14 protein-coding genes are annotated in these 21,018 nt (G+C 70.6%); 12 read left to right on the forward strand and 2 right to left on the reverse strand.

Annotated features, from left to right (window positions below; all coding sequences use genetic code 11):
• The first annotated feature begins 2 nt into the window (after nucleotides 1–2).
• The 5 genes from mreD to ACIRHA_RS34590 all read left to right on the forward strand — a co-directional run bounded on the left by mreD (nucleotide 3) and on the right by ACIRHA_RS34590 (nucleotide 7,909).
• Nucleotides 3–680 carry a rod shape-determining protein MreD gene (gene mreD, locus ACIRHA_RS34570; RefSeq protein WP_403854078.1) on the forward strand — a complete coding sequence of 226 codons (678 nt, stop codon included), beginning with the start codon at nucleotides 3–5 and terminating at the stop codon, nucleotides 678–680.
• A gap of 157 nt (nucleotides 681–837) precedes the next feature.
• Nucleotides 838–3,030 (forward strand): penicillin-binding protein 2, encoded by a 2,193-nt coding sequence (gene mrdA / locus ACIRHA_RS34575; protein WP_403854080.1) that lies wholly within the window; start codon nucleotides 838–840, stop codon nucleotides 3,028–3,030.
• A gap of 3 nt (nucleotides 3,031–3,033) precedes the next feature.
• Nucleotides 3,034–4,230, forward strand: a complete 1,197-nt coding sequence (rodA, locus tag ACIRHA_RS34580) for a rod shape-determining protein RodA (RefSeq protein WP_403854082.1) — start codon at nucleotides 3,034–3,036, stop codon at nucleotides 4,228–4,230.
• Between the two features lie 171 nt (nucleotides 4,231–4,401).
• Nucleotides 4,402–5,925 (forward strand): CHAD domain-containing protein, encoded by a 1,524-nt coding sequence (locus tag ACIRHA_RS34585; protein WP_403854084.1) that lies wholly within the window; start codon nucleotides 4,402–4,404, stop codon nucleotides 5,923–5,925.
• A gap of 40 nt (nucleotides 5,926–5,965) precedes the next feature.
• Nucleotides 5,966–7,909 (forward strand): TIGR03960 family B12-binding radical SAM protein, encoded by a 1,944-nt coding sequence (locus ACIRHA_RS34590; protein ID WP_403854086.1) that lies wholly within the window; start codon nucleotides 5,966–5,968, stop codon nucleotides 7,907–7,909.
• A gap of 65 nt (nucleotides 7,910–7,974) precedes the next feature.
• On the opposite strand, the gene ACIRHA_RS34595 is transcribed toward ACIRHA_RS34590, so the two are convergent.
• On the reverse strand, nucleotides 7,975–8,559 hold the full coding sequence (locus ACIRHA_RS34595; RefSeq protein WP_351344269.1) for a TerD family protein: 585 nt from the start codon (nucleotides 8,557–8,559) through the stop codon (nucleotides 7,975–7,977).
• Between the two features lie 124 nt (nucleotides 8,560–8,683).
• On the opposite strand from ACIRHA_RS34595, the gene ACIRHA_RS34600 reads away from it, so the two are divergent.
• From ACIRHA_RS34600 to obgE, 7 genes are all read left to right on the forward strand, one after another.
• Nucleotides 8,684–9,526, forward strand: coding sequence for a hypothetical protein (locus ACIRHA_RS34600; protein WP_403854089.1), 843 nt, complete (start codon nucleotides 8,684–8,686; stop codon nucleotides 9,524–9,526).
• Nucleotides 9,527–9,572: 46 nt separating this feature from the next.
• The gene (locus ACIRHA_RS34605) at nucleotides 9,573–10,385 is read left to right on the forward strand and encodes a TIGR03936 family radical SAM-associated protein (RefSeq protein WP_403854091.1); all 813 of its coding nucleotides are present in this window, start codon (nucleotides 9,573–9,575) and stop codon (nucleotides 10,383–10,385) included.
• A gap of 249 nt (nucleotides 10,386–10,634) precedes the next feature.
• A complete protein-coding gene (locus tag ACIRHA_RS34610) occupies nucleotides 10,635–14,606 on the forward strand; it encodes an Rne/Rng family ribonuclease (RefSeq protein ID WP_403854093.1) in 3,972 nt (1,323 codons plus the stop codon).
• Between the two features lie 250 nt (nucleotides 14,607–14,856).
• Complete coding sequence (locus ACIRHA_RS34615; RefSeq protein WP_403854095.1) at nucleotides 14,857–16,170, forward strand: phospholipase D-like domain-containing protein; 1,314 nt, start codon at nucleotides 14,857–14,859, stop codon at nucleotides 16,168–16,170.
• 195 nt (nucleotides 16,171–16,365) lie between these two features.
• Nucleotides 16,366–16,686: a 50S ribosomal protein L21 gene (rplU, locus tag ACIRHA_RS34620; protein WP_326024203.1), complete on the forward strand. Its 321-nt coding sequence runs from the start codon at nucleotides 16,366–16,368 to the stop codon at nucleotides 16,684–16,686.
• Nucleotides 16,687–16,700: 14 nt separating this feature from the next.
• On the forward strand, nucleotides 16,701–16,955 hold the full coding sequence (gene rpmA / locus ACIRHA_RS34625) for a 50S ribosomal protein L27 (protein WP_326024204.1): 255 nt from the start codon (nucleotides 16,701–16,703) through the stop codon (nucleotides 16,953–16,955).
• Between the two features lie 127 nt (nucleotides 16,956–17,082).
• On the forward strand, nucleotides 17,083–18,531 hold the full coding sequence (obgE, locus tag ACIRHA_RS34630; protein ID WP_403854098.1) for a GTPase ObgE: 1,449 nt from the start codon (nucleotides 17,083–17,085) through the stop codon (nucleotides 18,529–18,531).
• Between the two features lie 300 nt (nucleotides 18,532–18,831).
• Here obgE and ACIRHA_RS34635 read toward each other — a convergent pair whose 3' ends face one another.
• Nucleotides 18,832–20,931, reverse strand: a complete 2,100-nt coding sequence (locus ACIRHA_RS34635; protein ID WP_403854100.1) for a hypothetical protein — start codon at nucleotides 20,929–20,931, stop codon at nucleotides 18,832–18,834.
• Between the last annotated feature and the right edge of the window lie 87 nt (nucleotides 20,932–21,018).

A 21,018-nucleotide genomic window follows, 5' to 3' on the forward strand; every position in this document is an offset into this window, starting at 1 on the left:
TCATGCGCTTCAACCGAATGCTGCTCTCCACGGTCCTTGTCGTCGTGGCCCTCGTCCTCCAGGTCTGTGTCCTGGCCCGGCTGCAACTGCCCGGCGCCGTCCCGGACCTGATGCTCCTCACCGTCCTCGGCCTCGCCCTCGTGTACGGACACGTGGGCGGCGCCTTCGTCGGCTTCGGCGCGGGACTCCTCGCCGACCTCGCCCCGCCCGCCGACCACGCCGCCGGCCGCTACGCCCTCGTGCTCTGCGTCATCGGCTATCTGGCGGGCCTCGCCAAGCCCGACAGCGGCCAGCTGCGTTCGGCGGCAGGACCCATGCTCGTCGTCGTCGGCGCCGCCATCGGCACGACCCTGCTGTACGCGGGCGTGGGCGCGCTCGTCGGCGACACCGCCGCCCGCGACGTCGGCCTCGGCAGCCTCATCTTCACCGCCGCGCTCTACGACCTGCTGCTCGCGCCCTTCGTCGTACCCGGCGTGATGGCGCTCGCCAGACGCGCCGAGAACGATCCGCTGGGCGAGACCTCCGGCGGCTCCGCCAAGGCCGCCGACGTCTCCTCCGGCTGGCTCTCCGGCGGTGGCACGGGCCTGAGCATTGGTGGCAAGAGCGGCGGCCTGCGGATGCGGACGGCCAAGGCGCGCGCTTCCCGTGCGGGCCGCATCAAGGGGGTCAAACGCCTGTGAGCGCACGGCAGTTGACCACCCGGGTGGCGTACGCGCACAGGTTCAGCGTGTACACGTACCACTGGCCGCACTCGTACACGTACTGAGAGGGGGAGCACGCCACCGTGACCGCCCACCCGTCGCCCACCACCGCCCTTCCAGCGAATGGGCTGCGCCCATGACCAACATTCCCGAGACGGGCCGCACTCCACGCGTCCAGATCCGCCTCATCATCCTCCAGATCCTCGTCCTCTCCCTCCTGCTCACCCTCGGCGGCCGCCTCTGGTACCTCCAGATCCGCAATGGCGACGAGTACGCCAAGGAGGCCTCCGGGAACCACGTCCAGCAGGTCGTCACGCCCGCCACCCGCGGCTCCCTCCTCGACGCCCGCGGCATCCCGCTCGCCGACAACGAGACCCGGCTGGTGGTCTCCGCCTCCCGCACCGACCTGATGAAGATGGACGACGAGGGCAAGGCCGTCCTCGCCAAGCTCGCCAAGGTCCTCGGTCTCCAGGCCAAGACCGTCGAGGAGAAGGTCCGGCTCTGCGACGCGAAGACGCCGCAGCCCTGCTGGAACGGCTCGCCGTACCAGCCGATCCCGATCACCGACGAGGCCACGCCCAAGCAGGCGCTGCAGATCCGCGAGCGCAGCGAGGACTTCCCCGGCATCACCGCCGAACCGACCGCCGTGCGGCGCTACGCGGGACCCGGCGGCTCCAACACCGCACAGGTCCTCGGCTATCTCTCCCCGGTCACCGACGCGGAGATCGAGAAGGCCAAGAACTCCGACTCGCCCTACCTGCGCTCCGACCAGGTCGGCCGCAGCGGCCTGGAGCGCACGTACGACAAGGACCTGCGCGGCAAGGCCGGCGTCACCCGCTACGAGGTCGACAACCTCGGCCGCGTCATCGGCCGCGCCGAGAGCGACAAGGCCGAGCCCGGGGCGAACGTCGTCACGTCGATAGACGCCCGCGTGCAGTCCGTCGCCGAGAAGGAGCTGAACGCGGCGATGAAGGCCGCCCGCCACGAGTTCGACAAGAACACGGGCACCAACTACAAGGCCGACGCCGGCTCGGTCGTCGTGATGGAGGCCAAGACCGGCCGCGTCGTCGCCATGGCCTCCAACCCGACGTACGACCCGAACGCCTGGGTCGGCGGCATCTCCGGCAAGGACTACTCCAAGCTCACCGGCAAGAAGTCCAACTACCCGCTGCTCAACCGGGCGATCCAGGGCCAGTCGGCGCCCGGCTCGATCTTCAAGGTCATCTCGTCGACCGCCGCGGTCAACGCCGGCTACCCGTTCAACGGCCGCTACCCGTGCACCAGCTCGTACTCGATCGGCAGCCAGGTCTTCAAGAACTTCGAGTCGGAGAACTTCGGCCCGATCAGCCTCGGCCGCGCTCTCGAGGTCTCCTGCGACACCGTCTTCTACGGCCTCGCCCACAAGGAGTGGCAGAAGCTCGGCGGCATCCACCCCAAGGGCGGCGTCAACACCGACGACTCCTTCTACAAGACGGCCCACCAGTTCGGTCTCGGCAAGGAGACCGGCATCGACCTGCCCAACGAGGTCAACGGCCGGGTGCCCGACCGGAAGTGGAAGCAGCAGTACTGGAAGGCCAACAAGGACGCCTGGTGCAAGGGCGGCAAGCGGGACGGCTCCTACGTCGAGCGGCTCAACTGGGAGAACTGCCGCCAGGGCAACGTGATGCGCGCCGGTGACGAGGTCAACTACTCCATCGGCCAGGGCGACACGCTCGTCACCCCGATCCAGATGGCCAGGATCTACGGCGCCATCTCCAACGGCGGCACCCTCTACCAGCCCGCGGTCGGCAAGGCCGTGATCAGCCCCGACGGCAAGCAGGTCAACGAGATCGCGCCGAAGGCACAGGGCAAGCTGCCCATGACCAAGCAGACCCAGCGCCACATCGACCAGGCCCTCGCGGGCGTGGCGACCCGGGGCACCGCCGCCTGGCGCTTCGGCGGCTGGCCGCAGAACAAGATCCCGATGCACGCCAAGACCGGTACCGCCGAGGTCTACGGCAAGCAGACGACGTCGTGGTTCGCCACGTACACGAAGGACTACTCGGTCGTCATGACGATCGCCCAGGGTGGTACGGGTTCCGGAGCCTCCGGCCCCGCCGTCCGCAAGATCTACGACGCGCTCTACGGCGTCGACAACAAGGGCGGCATCAACAAGAAGAAGGCCCTGCTGCCCGAGCCGGAGAAGAACCTGCCGAAGATCCAGAAGGACGGTTCGATCGACGCCCCGGAGATCAAGCCGTTCCAGCCGGGCAGGGACACGACGCCCGACCAGCAGGAGCTGGCGGCGACGCTGCCCACCTCCTCGTACGGAAACAGCAGGAGGGACTGACCCGTGACCGGCAATGGCTTCTCCGTCTCCGGCTACGGGCCGCAGCGTTCCACCATGACGCGGCTCATGGCCCGCGACTCGGTGGTGCGCAGGCTCGACTGGCCGATACTGCTGTCGGCGATCGCGCTGTCGTTCATCGGCGCCGCGCTCGTCTTCTCGGCGACCCGCAACAGGACCGAGCTCAACCAGGGCGATCCCTACTACTTCCTGTTCCGGCACCTGATGAACACCGGCATCGGCGTCGCGCTGATGGCGGGCACGATCTGGCTCGGCCACCGCACGCTGCGCACGGCCGTCCCGATCCTGTACGGCATCTCCGTCTTCCTCGTCCTCCTCGTGCTCACCCCGCTCGGCGCGACCGTGAACGGGGCGCACGCCTGGATCGTCGTCGGCGGCGGATTCTCGCTCCAGCCCTCCGAGTTCGTGAAGATCACGATCATCCTGGGCATGGCGATGCTGCTCGCGACCCGCGTCGACGCGGGCGACCGCGAACATCCCGACCACCGCACGGTGCTGCAGGCCCTCGGCCTCGCCGCCGTCCCGATGCTGGTCGTCATGCTGATGCCGGACCTCGGGTCCGTCATGGTGATGGTGATGATCGTGCTCGGCGTGCTGCTCGCGTCGGGCGCCTCGAACCGGTGGGTGCTCGGCCTCATCGGTGTCGGCGCGGCGGGCGCGGTGGCCATCTGGAAGCTCGGCGTCCTGGACGACTACCAGATCGCCCGCTTCGCGGCCTTCGCCAACCCCGCGCTCGACCCGGCGGGCGTCGGCTACAACACCAACCAGGCGCGCATCGCGATCGGTTCGGGCGGGCTCTCCGGCGCGGGCCTCTTCCACGGCTCGCAGACCACCGGCCAGTTCGTGCCGGAACAGCAGACGGACTTCGTGTTCACGGTGGCCGGCGAGGAGCTCGGCTTTCTGGGCGCGGGCCTGATCCTGCTGCTGCTCGGCGTGCTGTTGTGGCGGGCGTGCAAGATCGCGCGCGGCACGAGTGAGCTGTACGGCACGATCGTGGCGGCCGGCATCATCGCCTGGTTCGCGTTCCAGGCGTTCGAGAACGTCGGCATGACGCTGGGCATCATGCCGGTGGCGGGCCTCCCGCTCCCGTTCGTGTCGTACGGCGGTTCATCGATGTTCGCGGTGTGGGTGGCGGTGGGCCTATTGCAATCGATCAAGGTGCAGAGGCCGATGTCGGCGTGAGGCTGCGGCGGGGTTGTCTGCCCCACCCCGCCCCTTCCCGAAAGTCCTGCCGGACGGGCCTGCTCAATCGCCGCAGGGGCTATAAATAGCCCCGCCGGCGATTGAGGCGCGGGGTCCGGGGCGGAGCCCCGAGACCTTGGCGCCGGTGCCGGTTACGCCTAAATTCAGGTCATGGCGGAGACAAAGCGCGAGATCGAGCGAAAGTACGACGCCCCGACCGACCACTTCCGGCTGCCCGACCTGCTCAAGGTCCCCGGCGTAGAGGCCGTCATCGACAAGGGCGTCGTCGAACTCGACGCCGTCTACTACGACACCGAGGACCAGCGCCTCGCCACGGACAGCATCACCCTGCGCCACCGCAGCGGCGGCGCCGACGCGGGCTGGCACCTCAAACTCCCGGTCGCACTGAGCGAGGGCGTCCGCGACGAGGTCCAGGCCCCGCCCTCTGCCACCCTCCCCCGCACCCTCGCGGGCCTCGTCCGCTCCCGGGTCCGCGGCGACGAGCTCATCCCCGTCGTCCGGCTCCGGTCGTCGCGGGACGTGTCCCACCTGACCGGAGCCGACGGCTCACTCCTCGCCGAGGTGTGCGTCGACGCCGTCCGCGCCGAACGGCCCGACGGCGAGCGCACCACCGCCTGGACCGAGATCGAGGTCGAACTCGCGGACGGCGCCGACCCGGCCTTCCTCGGCAAGGTCGAGAAACGCCTCCGCAAGGCCGGCGTCGAGCGCTCCGCCGCCACCTCGAAGCTGGCCCGCGCCCTGGAGGAGACCGGAGCCACGCGCCGTACGGAGCGGGAGACGTCCGCCAGAGCGGGAGCGGACACCGCCGGCGACCACGTCCTCGCCCATCTGCGCGCCCAGCGCGACGCCCTCGTCGAGCTCGACCCCGCCGTGCGCCGCGACCTGCCCGACTCGGTGCACCAGATGCGCGTGGCCACCCGCCGGATGCGCAGCGCGTTCAAGACGTACAAGAAGGTGCTCGACCCGGCCGTCACCGCGCCCGTCGGCGAGGAGCTGAAGTGGCTCGCCGCCGAGCTGGGCATCGACCGGGACCGCGAGGTGCTCACCGAGCGGCTCACCGCGCGGATCGACGCCGTGCCGCGCACCCTGCTGCTCGGGCCGGTCCGCGGCCGGCTGCGGATCTGGGCGGTGGCCCGGCGCCAGGGCTCGCGCCGCCACACGGTCGCCGTGCTCGACGGCAAGCGCTACCTCGACCTGCTCGAAGCCCTCGACGCGCTGCTCGCCGATCCGGCGCTGCTGCCGCGGGCCGCCAAGCCCGCCACGGGCGCCCTCGCCAAGGCCGCCCTCAAGGACCACGCCCGGCTCGCCACCCGCATCGAGCACGCCCTGTCGCTGCCGCCCGGCACGGACCGCGACCTCGCGCTGCACGAGGCCCGCAAGGCGGCCAAGCGCGCCCGGTACGCGGGGGAGACGGCCGTGCCCGCGCTCGGCAAGCAGGCCACGAAGTTCGCCAAGCGGATGAAGAAGGTGCAGACCCTGCTCGGTGAGCACCAGGACTCGGTCGTCGCCCGCGAGACCCTGCGCCAGATCGCGATCCAGGCGCACGCCGCCGGGGAGACGGCCTTCACCTGGGGCCTGCTGTACGGCCAGGAGCAGGCGGCCGCAGCCGACGAGGAGCGGAGGCTGCCCAGGCTGTGGGAGCGGGCGGCGGAGCCTGACCTCTCGGCGGGTTAGGCTAGATGGTCACCCCTGTCAGCTCACGAAGGTCAACGGTATGTCTGCCGAAGCCGCCGCCTCGACGGTGGAGTCTGTCTTTCCGCAGCTCGAAGCCTTGCTGCCGCATGTGCAGAAGCCGATCCAGTACGTCGGCGGTGAGCTGAACTCCACGGTCAAACCGTGGGAGGAGTGCGACGTCCGCTGGGCGCTCATGTACCCGGACGCGTACGAGGTCGGTCTGCCCAACCAGGGCGTCATGATCCTCTACGAGGTGCTCAACGAGCGCCAGGGCGTCCTCGCCGAGCGCACCTACAGCGTGTGGCCGGACCTCGAGGAACTCATGCGCAAGCACGAGGTTCCGCAGTTCACGGTCGACTCGCACCGCCCGGTGAAGGCCTTCGACGTCTTCGGGCTCAGCTTCTCCACCGAGCTCGGCTACACGAACATGCTGACCGCGCTCGACCTGGCCGGCATCCCGCTGGAGTCCAAGGACCGCGGGCTCGACGACCCGATCGTGCTCGCCGGCGGCCACGCCGCGTTCAACCCCGAGCCGATCGCCGACTTCATCGACGCCGTGATCATCGGCGACGGCGAGCAGGCCGTGCTCGACATGACGGAGATCATCCGCCGCTGGAAGGCCGAGGGCCGTCCCGGCGGTCGCGAGGAGGTCCTGCTCCGCCTCGCGAAGACCGGCAGCGTCTACATCCCGGGGTTCTACGACGTCGAGTACCTCCCCGACGGCCGCATCGGCCGCGTGGTGCCGAACAGGTCGGGCGTCCCGTGGCGGGTGTCCAAGCACACCGTGATGGACCTCGACGAGTGGCCGTACCCGAAGCAGCCCCTCGTGCCGCTCGCGGAGACGGTCCACGAGCGGATGTCCGTCGAGATCTTCCGCGGCTGTACCCGCGGCTGCCGTTTCTGCCAGGCCGGCATGATCACGCGCCCCGTACGGGAGCGAAGCATCACCGGCATCGGCGAAATGGTCGACAAGGGCCTCAAGGCGACCGGCTTCGAAGAGGTCGGCCTGCTCTCCCTCTCGTCCGCGGACCACTCCGAGATCGGCGACGTCGCGAAGGGCCTGGCGGACCGGTACGAGGAGGACAAGATCGGTCTGTCCCTCCCCTCGACCCGCGTGGACGCCTTCAATATCGACCTCGCCAACGAGCTGACGCGCAACGGCCGCCGCTCCGGCCTCACCTTCGCCCCCGAGGGCGGCAGCGAGCGGATGCGCAAGGTCATCAACAAGATGGTCTCCGAAGAGGACCTGATCCGTACGGTCGCGGCCGCGTACGGCAACGGCTGGCGCCAGGTGAAGCTGTACTTCATGCTCGGCCTGCCCACCGAGACCGACGAGGACGTCCTGCAGATCGCGGACATGGCGGCGAACGTGATCGCCAAGGGCCGCGAGGTCGCGGGCAACGACATCCGCTGCACGGTGTCGATCGGCGGATTCGTCCCGAAGCCGCACACCCCGTTCCAGTGGGCGCCGCAGCTCAGCTCCACGGAGACGGACGAGCGCCTGGCCAAGCTCCGCGACAAGATCCGCGGCGACAAGAAGTACGGCCGCTCCATCGGCTTCCGCTACCACGACGGCAAGCCCGGCATCGTCGAGGGACTGCTCTCGCGCGGCGACCGCCGCATCGGCTCCGTCATCCGCGCCGTCTACGAGGACGGCGGCCGCTTCGACGGCTGGCGCGAGTACTTCTCCTACGACCGCTGGATGGCCTGCGCCGCCAAGACGCTGCCCGCGTACGGCGTGGACGTCGACTGGTACACGACGCGTGAGCGCACGTACGAGGAGGTCCTGCCCTGGGACCACCTGGACTCCGGTCTCGACAAGGACTGGCTCTGGGAGGACTGGCAGGACTCGCTCGACGAGACGGAGGTCGACGACTGCCGCTGGACGCCGTGCTTCGACTGCGGCGTGTGCCCTGCGATGGACACCGAGATCCAGGTCGGCCCGACGGGCAAGAAGCTGCTGCCGCTGACGGTCGTCAAGTAGCGGAACCCGCACACGCGAAGGGGCGGCCGGTTCTCCAACCGGCCGCCCCTTCGCGGTACTTGCGCCTACTTGCTCGCGGCGAAGCGCATCAGGGCGTGCTCGTCGCCCTGCTTGATCTTGCCCGGCGTGTTGATCACTTCGAGCTTCCAGGAGCTGCCGACCCGCATGGCCTTGGCGACCGCGCAGCCGTTGTCACTGGTCATCAGGGACGGCCAGATGTCGGCGACCTGCTGGGAGCTGCCGCCCGTCGCGTCGTACACCTTGAAGCTGATGTTGCGGGCCTTCTGGAACGAACTGCCCTTCTTGTACGCGGCGGCGACGAACACGATCGACGTGATCTGCTGCGGAAGGCGCGAGAACTCGACGGTGACGGTCTCGTCGTCCCCCTCGCCCTTGCCGGTCTGGTTGTCGCCGCTGTGCGCGAGCGAGCCGTTGCCCATCGGGTCCAGCGAGTCGAGCCCGGCAAGGCGCACCGGGTCCCCGCCCTGCATCGCGACGGCGATCAGGTCGAGGTCCGTGCCCTGCTTGCGGCGCAGCGCACCGAGCACGCCTCCGCTGGCGCCGGCGGTGGGGTCCCAGGACACCCCGATGGACAGGTGGGTCACCCCGTCCAGGTCAGCGGGGCCGTCTTCCTTCGTAAGCGTGATCATGTGTGACTCCTCCCCCTACAGGCATAACTGCGATATTGCAGACTTCACCGAACATACGGCGTACGCGCACGGACCGGCTACGCGGGGCCGCATCCGCGACGGCTCCGCGAGCGTCTGGAGAGGCATGGACTTGGAGAAGCGCGAGGGGCGGCAGCGCCCCGAACCGGCGCCCGAAGGCTGTTTGGCGGCCGCGATCCGGCTGCCGCTGCGGGTCGTGATGGTCGTCCTCGTGGTGCCCGTGCGGCTCGTGTGGGACGCGCTCGTGGCGGTCGGACGCTTCGTGGGCCGGTGGCTGCTGCTGCCGCTCGCGCGGGCCGTCGGCTGGGTGCTGTACGGGCTGCTGGTGTGGCCGTGCCTGATGCTGTGGCGCTACGTGCTCGCGCCCGTCGGGCGTGGACTGCGGTGGCTCGGGCGGGTGTTGCTGGTCGTCCCCGCGGTGTGGCTGTACATCCATGTCCTCGCGCCGGTCGGAAGGGCGCTGCGCGACTATGTGTTGGCGCCGCTGGGCAGTGGACTCGCCTGGCTCGTACGGGTGTTGGTCGTGGTGCCGCTGCTCGCGGTGTGGCGCTGCGTACTGGTGCCGGTCGGGCGGGTGCTCGGCGTGGTGCTGCGCGAGATCTGGGACGCGCTGTGCGTCGCCTGGCGGATCGCCGGGTATGTGTCCCGTGCCGTCGGCCGGGTGCTGCGGTGGCTGATCGTGGATCCGCTGCGCTGGGTGTACCGCACCGTGCTCACCCCGGTCGGGCACGTCGTGCGCGACTACGTACTGCGGCCCGTCGGGCGCGTGGCCGCGAGCGTGCGCGCCGCGGCCCGGCAGGCGCGGGCCGATGTGCGACGGGTGCTGTTCGGCCCGGCGCCGCGGCCTGAACCGCAGGTCAGCGACCAGCGGGAACCGGGTGGCCCGCAGGGACGTAGTCTTGACAGCAGTACGACCGCACCCACGAAGACCGCATTCATTAAGGACTAGGACACTGGGCAAGCGACAGCCCGTAGGCCCGCCGCCCGCACCCGCGGTGCAGCGCATCCGACTGCGCTACACCAAGCGCGGCCGCCTCCGGTTCACCAGCCACCGAGACTTCCAGCGCGCCTTCGAGCGCGCGCTGCGCCGCGCCGCGGTGCCCATGGCGTACTCGGCGGGGTTCACGCCGCACCCGAAGGTGTCGTACGCCAATGCCGCACCCACCGGCACGGGCAGTGAGGCCGAGTACCTGGAGATCGCGCTCACCGCGCCGCGCGACCCCGAGAAGCTCAGGGAGCTCCTCGACGAGTCGATGCCCACGGGCCTCGACATCGTGGACGCCGTGGAGGCCCGCACCTCGGGCCTCGCCGACCGGCTCACCGCCTCCGTGTGGGAGCTGCGTCTCGACGGCGTGAGCGTCGAAGAGGCCGCGCGCGCCGCGGAGGCGTTCCGCACCGCGGAGACCGTCGAGGTACAGAGGAAGACAAAGAGCGGGATCCGGACGTTCGACGCCCGTGAGGCCGTCGTCAGCCTTGACGCGTACGGGGCTCACGAGGTCTCCGACGTTTCGGCTGGTCCGGCTGATAGGCCCAGCGACGCGCCCTGTGCGATACTGCGGCTGGTTGTTCGGCACGTGACGCCTGCCGTACGACCCGACGACGTCCTGTCCGGTCTCCGCGCCGTGGCCGACCTGGCGCCGCCGGTCCCCGCAGCGGTGACCAGGCTGGCGCAGGGGCTCTTCGACGCAGAGACAGGCACGGTGACCGACCCGCTCGCGCTCGACCGCGAGGCAGCTGGGGCCGCCCCACAAAAGGCGACCGCAGGAACTGCCACCGCGACGGCGCCTGCCGTGGAAGGTCCCGCGTAAGGCGGTCGTCGTAGCGCCGCCCTCGTACTCGGGAGCCATCTGGGTCGGGCAGCGCACCCACCCAAGGACTTTCGCCAGGCCGTACGTACATCGCGTACCGGAACCGGCGAGAACAGACTAGAGAGCCTCCGTGCGGCGCCCGCGCCCCGGACCGGCGGCACCGCGCTCGACTCGATGCGCGTGAGCCGCAGACGTCACCGGTCACGGATCAGGCGCGGCGCCCGGAGGCCCGACGGGAGATCCACCCGCATGCCCGAGACCGAAGCCACCAACCCTGAGCTGGACAGCCCCAGCGACACCCTGCCCCCGCGCCGTCGGCGCCGGGCCGCGTCGCGCCCCGCGGGCCCGCCGGTAGCGGCGAACGGCGCCGCCACCGAGGACGCCGCTGTGGCCATACCGGCCACTGCCACTCAGACTCCGGCCGCCGCCGAGGCGCCCGTCGAGCCCCCCGAGACCTCCCCGGCCGCCGAGGCCCCGGCGCCCGCCGGCCGCCCGCGCCGCCGCGCGACCCGACGCGCCTCCGCGCCCACCGGTGCACCCGCCGAGCAGGCCGAGACGACGACCGTGGTGGCGGAGCCCGCCGAGGCCGTCGCCGAGCCCGCCGCGGAGCCGGAGCCGGCCGCCGCCGAGGAGCCCGCCGCGCCGCGCCGCAGCCGTCGCCGTGCCACCCGCACCGTGTCGACTCCGGACGCCCCGGCCGCCCCGGCCGCCTCCGTCGAGGAGCCGCAGGCCGAGACCGCCGCGGCGCCCGCCGCCGAGCCGGAGCCGGCCGCCGACGACTCGGGACCGCGCCGCAACCGTCGCCGTGCCACCCGTGGCGCCTCCGCGCCCAGCGCGCCCGCCGGTCCCCCCGAGATCTCCGACGCCATCGCCGCCGAGACGACGGAGGCGGAGACCACGGAGAACGCCGGTCCCACGGAGAGCGCCGAGAACGCCGAGAACGGCGAGGACGAGTCGCCGCGTCGCCGGCGCCGCGCCACCCGCAAGGCCGCCGGCGGTTTCGCCGAGCCGAAGGCGTCCAGGGCCACCAAGGCCACGAAGTCCGCCAGGTCCGGTTCGAAGCCGGCGAGGGCGGGCCGGGACGAGCAGGACGACGAGACGCGCCCGAAGCGGGCCTCCGTCGCCACGTTCCAGGCGCCGGTCTTCACCGAGCCGATGTTCCAGACGCCGGAGCGGGCCGCCGCGGCCGCCGCGGCCGAGGCCGCCGTCGAGAAGGAGCCCGAGCCCGCGCCTGCGCCCGAGCCGGCCGCCGCCGTCGTCGAGGAGGAGCAGGGGCCGCGCCGTCGTCGCCGCCGTCGCGCCTCCGACGAGCCGCCCGCCGCGACCGAGGCCGCCAAGGACGCCGAGGCCACCGAGGCCAAGGACCAGCGGGCCGCGGAGAGCGACGAGCACGCCGAGAGCACCGAGAACACCGAGCACGCCGAGAACGACGAGCAGGACGAGCACGGGGACCGCCCGGCCCGCCGCCGTCGCCGGGGCGGCCGTCGCCGTCGCCGCGGCGAGTCCGGCGACATCGACAACGACGCCGAGAACGACAACGAGTCGGACGACGACGCCGAGTCGGCCGCCGGGGAGTCCGAGGACGACCGGTCCGAGTCCGACGAGCAGCGCGACGACGACTCCGCCGGTTCCGGCGGCTCCAGCAGCAGCCGTCGCCGCCGTCGCCGTCGCCGTCGCGCCGGTGACGGCTCCTCCGAGGGCGAGCAGACGGCCGACGACCCGGAGCGCACGGTCGTCAAGGTCCGCGAGCCGCGCAAGAAGGAGGAGCGGGCCGAGCGGTCGACGTCCTCGGACGAGGTGCAGTCCATCAAGGGCTCCACGCGTCTGGAGGCCAAGAAGCAGCGCCGCCGCGAGGGCCGTGAGCAGGGGCGCCGCCGCGTCCCGATCATCACCGAGGCCGAGTTCCTGGCGCGCCGCGAGGCCGTCGAGCGCGTCATGGTGGTCCGCCAGCACGGCGAGCGCACCCAGATCGGCGTGCTCGAGGACGACATCCTCGTCGAGCACTACGTCAACAAGGAGGAGTCGACCTCCTACGTAGGCAACGTGTACCTGGGCAAGGTCCAGAACGTGCTGCCGTCGATGGAGGCCGCCTTCATCGACATCGGCAAGGGCCGCAACGCGGTGCTCTACGCCGGTGAGGTCAACTTCGAGGCGCTCGGCATGGCCAACGGGCCGCGCCGCATCGAGACCGCGCTCAAGTCCGGCCAGTCCGTGCTCGTCCAGGTCACCAAGGACCCGATCGGCCACAAGGGCGCCCGCCTGACCAGCCAGGTCTCGCTGCCCGGCCGCTACCTGGTCTACGTGCCCGAGGGCTCGATGACCGGCATCAGCCGCAAGCTGCCCGACACCGAGCGCTCGCGCCTGAAGACCATCCTCAAGAAGATCGTCCCCGAGGACGCGGGCGTCATCGTGCGCACCGCCGCCGAGGGCGCGAGCGAGGACGAGCTGCGCCGCGACGTCGAGCGTCTGCAGGGCCAGTGGGAGGACATCCAGAAGAAGTCCAAGCAGATCTCGACCTCGTCGCCGAGCCTGCTGTACGGCGAGCCGGACATGACCGTCCGCGTCGTGCGCGACATCTTCAACGAGGACTTCTCCAAGGTCATCGTCAGTGGTGAAGAGGCGTGGGACACCATCCACGGCTACGTCAACCACGTGGCGCCCGACCTGTCGGACCGGCTGTCCAAGTGGACGTCCGAGGTCGACGTCTTCGCGACGTACCGGATCGACGAGCAGCTCGCCAAGGCGCTCGACCGCAAGGTGTGGCTGCCGTCGGGTGGCTCCCTGGTGATCGACAAGACCGAGGCCATGATCGTGGTCGACGTCAACACCGGTAAGTTCACCGGCCAGGGCGGCAACCTCGAAGAGACCGTGACGAGGAACAACCTCGAGGCGGCCGAGGAGATCGTGCGCCAGCTGCGGCTGCGCGACCTGGGCGGCATCGTCGTCATCGACTTCATCGACATGGTCCTGGAGTCCAACCGGGACCTGGTCCTGCGCCGCCTGCTCGAATGCCTGGGCAGGGACCGCACGAAGCACCAGGTCGCCGAGGTGACCTCGCTCGGCCTGGTCCAGATGACGCGCAAGCGCGTCGGCCAGGGCCTCCTGGAGTCCTTCTCCGAGACCTGCGTGCACTGCAATGGCCGCGGCGTCATCGTGCACATGGAGCAGCCCACTGCCGCCGGTGGCGGCGGCAAGCGCAAGAAGCGCGGTCGCGGCGGCAACGGCGCGGACCACCAGCACGAGACCCCGGCTGCCGAGCAGCCCGAGTCCGAGGCCGAGGTCGCCGCCGAGGCGGCCGCCCCGGTGGCGCTGCCCGAGCCCGAGTTCGTTCCCGACGAGGAGCTGTACTCCAGCGCCGCCGAGGCGGAGGAAGCCGCGGGCAGCCGTGGCCGCTCGCGTCGCCGCGCCACGCGCCGTGCGTCGGCCCCGGCCGGTGCCCCGCAGACGGAGGCCGAGAAGCCGGCGAGGTCCGGCAGGAAGTCGAAGGCCGAGCGGGCCGCGGAGCGCAGGGCCGCGGAGGCCGAGGCAGAGGCCCAGGCGCCCGAGCCGGTCGTCGAGGAGCCGAAGGCCGCGGAGCCGGCCCCGGCCCCCGCGCCCGAGCCGGTGCAGGACGAGGCCCCCGCGCCGCGCCCGCGCCGCCGTGCCACGCGCAAGGCGTCCGCTCCCGCCGGTTCCCCGAAGGCCTCCTCGGAGGAGGCCGCCGCGGTGACCGTCACGGAGCCGGTGAAGGCCGAGCCGGAGCCCGTACAGGAGGCGCCCGAGGAGCCGAAGGCCGAGGTGACCGAGGCCGCGGCCCCGGCCCGCCCGCGCCGTCGCGCCGTCCGCAAGGCGACCGCCCCGACCGCTGCCGAGGACACGGCCGTCATGGTCGTCCCTTCGGCCACGGAGGAGGCGCCCGCGCCCGAGGAGGCGCCCGCCGCCAAGAAGGCCGTTCGTAAGACGGCCAAGAAGGCGACGGCGAAGAAGGCCGCCACCAAGAAGACGGCGGCCAAGAAGACGGCCGCGACCGAGGAGCCCGCCTCCGAGGAGGCCCCGTCCGAGCCGGCCGCCAAGAAGACGGCAGCCAAGAAGACGACGGCCAAGAAGGCGGCGGCGAAGAAGACCACCGCCAAGAAGACTGCCGCGAAGAAGACGACGGCCAAGAAGACGACCGCGAAGAAGTCCGCGGCGGCCGAGCAGCAGTCGCTGCCGTCCGTCTCGGCCGCGGCCGACGAGGCCTGAGGCTCCGCCCGGACCGAGTGACGACGCCCCGCACAGCGCTGCTGTGCGGGGCGTCGCCGTATGTACGGGCAAGTCGGTCATTGCCGTGGTTTTCGGCGACGTGGGCGACGTGAGAGGTCTCGAAGAGCGCTCTATTCGCCCCCTGCCTCTTGGTGCGCGGCCAACTGCCTGTAAAACTCATGCAGTCATACAAGTGAAGGGCATGGGTGGGCGTTGGGGAGACGCGTACTCGTGTCAGGGGAGGGAAACGATGACGCACGTGCGTCTCAGAGGCACGGGCAGACACCGTGCCGTGAAGCCGGCCAAGGCCGGACGGCAGATGGTGGCCCTGGCCACCGTGCTCTCGGCGGCCGGGGTGCAGGCGGGGGTCGCCGCGGGCACCGCGCAGGCGGACGGGGCGCGGACCTGGACCGAGGGCCCGATCTTCAACAACCCGGTGGGCACCGCCCAGGAGCAGTACGCGATCCGCACCAGGCTCGTCGAGCTGACGGACGCCGCACTGCCCGGCTCGACCATCAAGGTCGCCGTCTTCCACGTGTGGGAGCAGACGATCGTCGACGCGCTGAAGAGGGCCAGGGACCGCGGCGTGCGCGTGCAGATCCTGCTGGACTCGACGAGCAAGACGGACCGGCCGGACAACCCGGTGTACGCGCAGCTGGTCTCGCTGTTCGGCACCAGTCGCGCCAACCCGTCCTTCGTGCAGCTGTGTCCCACGAACAAGTCCTGCCTCGGCGACCCCAAGTTCGGGAAGTCGATCATGCACAACAAGTTCTGGCTGTTCTCGGCCGTCGAGGGCGCCACGAACGTCGTCGTGCAGACCACCGCGAACTCCACGCCGTCCGCGAGCACGAAGTTCTTCAACGACGCGCTCCAGCTACCCAACAACCGGGTCCTGTACGGCGCGTACGCGGACTATTTCGACGACATGGCCGCCAAGGACTGGGCGAACTGGGACTACCGCACGGTCAGCAACGGCCACTACAAGGCGTACTTCTTCCCGCGGGCCGGCACCACCAACTCCACGGACACGCTGCACTCGGTGCTCAACAACGTCGCGTGCACCTACAAGGATGCGGCGACCGGCGCCACGAAGAAGACGATCGTGCGCGCCGCGATCTTCCAGATCACCCGGCAGGCCATCGCCGACAAGCTGGTCTCGCTGAAGAAGGCGGGCTGCACGGTCCAGATCGAGTACGCGACGTCCGACAGCGGCACCTGGAAGTCGATGCACGCCACGGGCGCCCCGCCGGTGCGCTGCTACAACGACCCGCGGACCTCGCCGACGACGCCGTACATCATCCACACCAAGTACGTGGCGATCGACGGCATGTACGACGGCGCGCGCAACAAGATCACGTTCACCGGCTCCCAGAACGCCTCGGACCCGGCGCTGCGCGAGAACGACGAGGCGTACGTCAAGATCGACGACGACTCCGTGCACGACACGTACCGCACGCACTTCGACAAGGTGTGGGGCATCGCCTACCCGGGAGTCTCGGACAACACGAGCCTGTGCAAGGGCGTCAAGACGCTGCCGCAGGACGGTGAGGTCAAGACCACGTGAGCCTGCCGGTCAGGGGCCGGTTTGCCCTTCTGTGGGGCGCCCCGTAACCTTGACCGTCGGCGTGTCCATCGATACGCCTTGCTCCCGTAAACCTTTTTCCTCTCGGTTTTCGCCAGGTTCCCTCGTGAAATCCGGGAGAGGCCGCCTCGCGCGGCTGGACTGCGGGGGTCCCGTTCCGAGCGAAAAGAGAGATCCGTGTACGCCATCGTGCGCAGCGGTGGTCGTCAGCACAAGGTTGCTGTCGACGACATCGTTGAGGTTGACAAGCTTCCCACCGCCAAGGTTGGCGACACCGTAGAGCTCTCTACGCTGCTCGTTGTCGACGGCGACGCCGTGACCAGCGACCCGTGGGTGCTGGCCGGCATCAAGGTCCAGGCCGAGGTCGTGGACCACCACAAGGGCGCGAAGATCGACATCCTTCGCTACAAGAACAAGACCGGCTACCGCCGTCGCCAGGGTCACCGCCAGCAGTACACGGCGATCAAGGTCACCGGTATCCCCACGGCTGCGAAGTAAGGGACTGAGACAAGATGGCACACAAGAAGGGCGCATCGTCCACTCGGAACGGGCGCGATTCCAATGCTCAGCGGCTCGGCGTGAAGCGCTTCGGCGGTCAGGCCGTCAACGCCGGTGAGATCCTGGTCCGCCAGCGCGGCACCCACTTCCACCCGGGCAACTCGGTTGGCCGTGGCAAGGACGACACGCTGTTCGCGCTCGCCGCGGGTGCGGTGGAGTTCGGTACCCACCGTGGCCGTAAGGTCGTGAACATCGTCCCGGTCGTCTGAAACGCCTGACGGCTTTCTGACCTGGATTTTTTCGCGAGGCGGACCTCACTTCCCTTCCGGGGAAGCGGGTCCGCCTTTCGCGTGTTGAGCTGTAGACATTCCCGTACGTTTCTGGAGGCACTGACCAATGACCACCTTCGTGGACCGCGTCGAGCTGCATGTCGCCGCGGGTAGCGGGGGCCACGGCTGTGCCTCCGTTCACCGGGAGAAGTTCAAGCCGCTGGGCGGCCCGGACGGTGGCAACGGCGGCCGTGGCGGTGACGTGATCCTGGTCGTCGACCAGGACGTCACGACGCTCCTCGACTACCACCACTCGCCGCACCGCAAGGCGACGAACGGCGCGCCCGGCGCGGGCGACAACCGGTCCGGCAAGGACGGCCAGGACCTGGTCCTGCCGGTGCCCGACGGCACGGTCGTCCTCGACAAGCAGGGCAATGTGCTCGCCGACCTCGTCGGCCAGGGCACCACGTACATCGCCGCGCAGGGCGGTCGTGGCGGTCTCGGCAACGCGGCCCTCGCCTCGGCCCGCCGCAAGGCGCCCGGCTTCGCGCTGCTCGGTGTGCCGGGCGACGAGGGCGATGTCCAGCTGGAGCTGAAGACCGTCGCGGACGTGGCCCTCGTCGGCTACCCGAGCGCCGGCAAGTCCTCGCTGATCTCTGTGCTCTCCGCCGCCAAGCCGAAGATCGCCGACTACCCGTTCACGACGCTGGTTCCGAACCTGGGCGTGGTGACGGCCGGTTCGACCGTCTACACGATCGCGGACGTGCCGGGTCTGATCCCCGGCGCCAGCCAGGGCAAGGGCCTCGGCCTTGAGTTCCTGCGGCACGTCGAGCGCTGCTCGGTGCTCGTGCACGTCCTCGACACGGCGACGCTGGAGTCCGACCGCGACCCGGTGTCCGACCTCGACGTCATCGAGGCGGAGCTGAAGGAGTACGGGGCGGGCCTGGAGAAGCGGCCGCGCCTCGTCGTCCTCAACAAGATCGACGTGCCCGACGGCCAGGACCTCGCCGACATGGTGCGGCCCGACCTGGAGGAGCGCGGCTACCGCGTCTTCGAGGTGTCGGCCGTCGCCCACAAGGGCCTCAAGGAGCTGTCGTACGCGCTCGCCGAGCTGGTGGCCGGTGCGCGTGCCGCCAAGCCGAAGGACGAGGCGACCCGGATCGTCATCCGGCCGAAGGCCGTGGACGACGCGGGCTTCACGGTCAAGCGCGAGGACTCCGACGGTGAGCCGCTGTTCCGCGTGCGCGGTGAGAAGCCAGAGCGCTGGGTGCGGCAGACCGACTTCAACAACGACGAGGCCGTCGGCTACCTCGCGGACCGGCTCAGCCGGCTCGGTGTCGAGGACGAGCTGATGAAGGCGGGCGCCAGGCACGGTGACGGCGTCGCGATCGGTCCCGAGGACAACGCGGTCGTCTTCGACTGGGAGCCCACGATGATGGCGGGCGCCGAGATGCTGGGTCGCCGTGGCGAGGACCACCGTATGGAGGCGCCGCGTCCTGCCGCGCAGCGCCGCCGTGACCGCCAGGCGGAGCGCGACGACTCCCAGCAGGAGTACGACGACTTCGAACCCTTCTAGCCTCAGGCGACCGGGTCCCCCAAGCGGGGCTGAACCGTGGCCGCGGCCGTCGTACCGGGTGCGCTGCACCGGGGTGCCGCCTTGCCCACCCTGCCGCCCCAGGCGGCAGATTGCCCAAGGCGGCGGCGGCCACATCAAGCCCCTGCGGCGATTGAGCAGGCCTTTCAAGCCTCGCCGGCGTTTGAGGCGCGGGGTCCGGGGCGGAGCCCCGTGGCGTGGGGAAACGGGGGCGTGGACACGCAGAGGGGCCCGGGAGACGTCTCCCGGGCCCCTCCGCATGCGCCGCACGCCGCAAAGGCGTTACGCGGTCACCGTGTCCTCAGGCTCCGCCTCGGCCACCGCCTCCGCGGCCTCCGCCTCGGCCGCCTGCTCCTCGACGGAGTCCTCGCGGGTCGGCGGCACCTCGTCCTCGCCGCGCGCCGCCATCCGGGCCCGCCGCTCGTCGGCCTTGGCGCACAGGGCGCGTACAGCGACGTTGAAGCGGTCGATGGACGGCGGGTCCGAGGGGCCGAGGAGGTGCTCCTTCAGGGCCACCCGGGCCTCGGCGTGGGCGTCCTCCGCCTCGCCGCGCACGACCGCGAGCAGCCCGGGAACCTCGGTCGCCTCGGGCGACAGGACCGTCGCCGCGCGCACCGTCGGGAACCCCGTACGGAAGTCGTCCTCCGAAAGCCCCGACGTGTTGGCCACCGCGTACGGCTTCTCGCTGCTCAGCCAGTCGGAGACGACCGAGGAGACGTCGGAGACGAGGACGTCCGCCGCGTTGAAGCACGTGAAGATCGCGGGCCGCGCCTGGGTGATGATCAGGTGCTCCCACTCGGGGAACGAGGCCCAGTACGCCTCCTCCCACGCCTTGGTCGCCTCGGCCACCGCCGCCGCCCGGTCCCCGTCGGGCCGGCCCTGGAGCATCATCCGCTCCATCTCGTCCGTGCCCTTGGGGAACTTGGTGGAGGTCAGCTCGTTCAGCGCCTCGAAGCGGCGCTCGAGCTCGACGGCGGCCTCGGGACCCGGACGCGCGCCGGAGCGGCGGGTGTTGGCCTCCTCGATCATCGCCATGATGCGCTCGTTGGCCGCACCGGCGGCGGGGACCTGCGAACCGGTCATCGGGTGCGGCTTGTAGATCAGGCGCACCCGGTCGTCGGCCAGCAGGTGCCGGACGATGTTCTCGCCGGCCAGGATCACCGACGTATTGCCGGGGTTGCCGTCCCAGCCCTCCCAGGTGGGGGCGTACAGAACGGTCGTGTACGAACCCGTGGCGGGCCCGTCCGCGAGCTCGATGGGCGCCAGCTGCGGCCGGCCCACCTCGACGACGTCCCGGTCGTCGACGCCGACGTCGGCGAGCTGGTAGCGGTCGCGCGCCGCGGGACCGGCCACCCACACCTCGTCGTACGCCTTCGCGTACGGGTTGCAGGACGAGAGCTTGTCGGACTCGCCGTGGTTGGTGAACGCGTGCTTGATCGTGGGGATGCGCAGGACCTGCGAGGTCTTCGCGGCGTTCGCCGGGTGCAGCAGCATCTTCAGCGTCGAGTTCTCCAGGGAGAACATCGTGGCGACCTTGGGGAAGCAGATGATCGGCACATCGGTGGCGTCGATCTTGTTCACCATGAAGCGCTCGCGCAGCACGATCAGCGGCTTGCCGTCGACCGCGGCGAGCGTGGAGAGCCACATGTTCGCCTGGTACGCGGAGGTGGTGCCGCCGGAGAAGTACATGCCGACGGTGGGCCGGTAGTCGGCCAGCCACGCGTCGAGCCAGGCGATGACCTTGTCGTCGTTCAGCGGACGCTTCTTGGGCAGCAGCCACGTGCCGAGGTAGGCCGTGCCGAAGAGGAACAGGACGATCGAGACGCCGATGCCGATGACGCCCCACAGGGCGTTGGTCGTCGCCGCGGTGATCACCAGGCCGAGGGTGGACGGGATCGCGAAGGTCAGCAGGCGGTGGGCCGCCCGCCGGGCCAGCAGGCGCGGCGGCGACGCGCACAGGTTCAGCGCGGACGCGTCGATGTTGCGCGTGACGATCGGCAGCGTGCGGGTGCGGCGCACCAGGACCGCGGCGGCCTGGCAGGCGAAGTGCAGCAGGTACATCGCGAGCACCATGACCAGCAGCGGCGCCTGCTCGTCGAGCGGGTTGATGCCGCTGATGCGCAGCAGGCCGACGAAGATCAACATGTCGCGCAGCAGCTGCCGCACCGTGACGTCGAAGCGGATCTTGCCGAGCAGCGAGAGCAGCCCCGGCTGCTTGTACTGCAGGTAGGTGTCGAGGGCGAGTCCGGCCGCGCTCGCGGCGACGAAGAGGGGGACATACGGAACGAGCGCGCTGACGAGCTGGGCCACATAGAGCGCGAACATCGTGAACAGAGCTGAAAGCTGCACGAGGCGGCGCGAGGCACGTCCGGCGGAGGGCACGGGCTGGGCTCCTGGCAGGGGGTCTCGGAGGGTGGGGGGACCGTGGGGGAGGTCCACCTCGCGGAAATGCTGACCACTGACCGTATG

Source organism: Streptomyces sp. NPDC102360 (assembly GCF_044766085.1).
Taxonomy (GTDB): domain Bacteria; phylum Actinomycetota; class Actinomycetes; order Streptomycetales; family Streptomycetaceae; genus Streptomyces.

Bases quoted from the DNA above. Each gene is read 5' to 3' on its own strand.
- ACIRHA_RS34585 (WP_403854084.1), top strand. From the start codon at position 4,402: ATGGCGGAGACAAAGCGCGAGATCGAGCGAAAGTACGACGCCCCGACC.
- mrdA (WP_403854080.1), top strand. From the start codon at position 838: ATGACCAACATTCCCGAGACGGGCCGCACTCCACGCGTCCAGATCCGC.
- rpmA (WP_326024204.1), top strand. From the start codon at position 16,701: ATGGCACACAAGAAGGGCGCATCGTCCACTCGGAACGGGCGCGATTCC.
- obgE (WP_403854098.1), top strand. From the start codon at position 17,083: ATGACCACCTTCGTGGACCGCGTCGAGCTGCATGTCGCCGCGGGTAGC.
- ACIRHA_RS34600 (WP_403854089.1), top strand. From the start codon at position 8,684: ATGGACTTGGAGAAGCGCGAGGGGCGGCAGCGCCCCGAACCGGCGCCC.
- mreD (WP_403854078.1), top strand. From the start codon at position 3: ATGCGCTTCAACCGAATGCTGCTCTCCACGGTCCTTGTCGTCGTGGCC.
- ACIRHA_RS34590 (WP_403854086.1), top strand. From the start codon at position 5,966: ATGTCTGCCGAAGCCGCCGCCTCGACGGTGGAGTCTGTCTTTCCGCAG.
- ACIRHA_RS34595 (WP_351344269.1), bottom strand. From the start codon at position 8,559: ATGATCACGCTTACGAAGGAAGACGGCCCCGCTGACCTGGACGGGGTG.
- ACIRHA_RS34615 (WP_403854095.1), top strand. From the start codon at position 14,857: ATGACGCACGTGCGTCTCAGAGGCACGGGCAGACACCGTGCCGTGAAG.
- ACIRHA_RS34610 (WP_403854093.1), top strand. From the start codon at position 10,635: ATGCCCGAGACCGAAGCCACCAACCCTGAGCTGGACAGCCCCAGCGAC.